Consider the following 396-nt stretch of genomic DNA (forward strand, 5'->3'; position numbering starts at 1 on the left):
GGGCAACGTCGGCTCTGAGTTCGAGCGTCGTGTCCGTGTCGCTGCGGAGAAAGCAGCGAAAGCAGCGCAGAAGCATTTCGACCGGATCAAACTCGCTGCGAAGGTCGATCTCAAGGCTGATACAGGTCTGTTCGCGCGAGAGACGCGGGAAAAGCTCAAGGCGATGAAGTTCGCCGCAGACGTTACCTTGCGCGCGGACACGTCCCGGTTCCACGCCGACGTGCGAAGAGCAATCCAGAACTTGCCTGAAGCGAACGTCAAGGTAACTCTCGACGCAGGGAGCGTCCAGTCGTTTGTCGCTGGGATCGAGGCACGGCTTCGGTCGGCGAGGATTACCGCGCCGGTGTTCTTGGAAGTCGGCAACGAAGCAGCGTTCCGTGCACATTTAGCCTTCCT

Annotated in this window: 1 protein-coding gene; it reads left to right on the plus strand. The window is 59.8% G+C overall.

The window, feature by feature from the left end; translation table 11 throughout:
• Window positions 1–396, plus strand: a 396-nt coding sequence (locus tag AC3XQU_RS23150) for a hypothetical protein (protein WP_489876501.1), incomplete at both ends; no start/stop codon positions are given.

It is taken from the genome of Telluria sp. AZSoR62, assembly GCF_058111565.1.